The organism is Falsihalocynthiibacter sp. CO-5D18, assembly GCF_041205445.1.
Lineage (GTDB): Bacteria > Pseudomonadota > Alphaproteobacteria > Rhodobacterales > Rhodobacteraceae > Falsihalocynthiibacter > Falsihalocynthiibacter arcticus.
The window spans coordinates 1-820 of record NZ_JBGFCF010000067.1; the positions used below are offsets into that span (position 1 = coordinate 1).

At 47.8% G+C, this 820-nt stretch carries 1 protein-coding gene; it reads left to right on the forward strand.

What is annotated here, in order from left to right:
• Window positions 1–117 precede the first annotated feature (117 nt).
• The coding region (locus AB9F27_RS21895; protein ID WP_369758202.1) for an extracellular solute-binding protein at window positions 118–820 on the forward strand (703 nt) is incomplete at its 3' end.

Genomic DNA, 820 nt, shown 5'->3' on the forward strand with positions numbered 1-820 from the left:
ATTGCTGTCCATAAGAAACCTCTAGACTCATTTAATTTGTGGTGCTAACTATTTGTATGCTTGTCTTAACAAGTAGTCAAGCTACGGTTAAGTTATTAATACCATAGGAGGATAAACATGAAACTTACCATAGGTGCGATTGCATTGGCGGCCGCTTTTACGGCTCCAGAGCTGTCACAAGCACAAGACATCGACTGGCAACAACAGTCGGGCACAATTCTGAAACTACTTTTTAACGAACATCCTTGGACGGAAGGCTTGCGCCCCCACATCGAAGAGTTTGAAGCGCTGACAGGCATTGATGTTGAGCTCACAGCGCTCGCAGAGGATCTGTATTTTGACCGTATGAACCTTGCAGTGCGTTCCAAGAAATCCGTAGCAGATGTCTATTTTGTTCCAATGGATGGTGCTGCGTACGAGCAGTATCAAGCAGGTGCGATGACTTCGCTAACGCCATATATTGATGACGTATCAAAGACTGCTGCTGACTATGATTTGGCTGATATTCCGGCGTCATTCCGTTTGGGTGCAACCTTCCCGCCAGGCGATCCGTCTGCTGAGCTTTACTCAATGCCAATCGCTTTTGAAGCTTATACGCTTTTCTACAACAAGGAGATTGTGGACGAGTATCTGGACGGCGTTGTACCGACGACAATGGACGATTTGGTCGCAGCGGCTCAGATGATCACTGAAGAATCCGGCGGCAAAATCTTTGGTGCAACAATGCGTGGCCAGCGTTCAGCAAGCCTTGTTGATACTCTGACGGGCGTCGTTCTCAACGATTGGGGTGGAGCAGAAGCAACCTTGCCTCAGAACATCT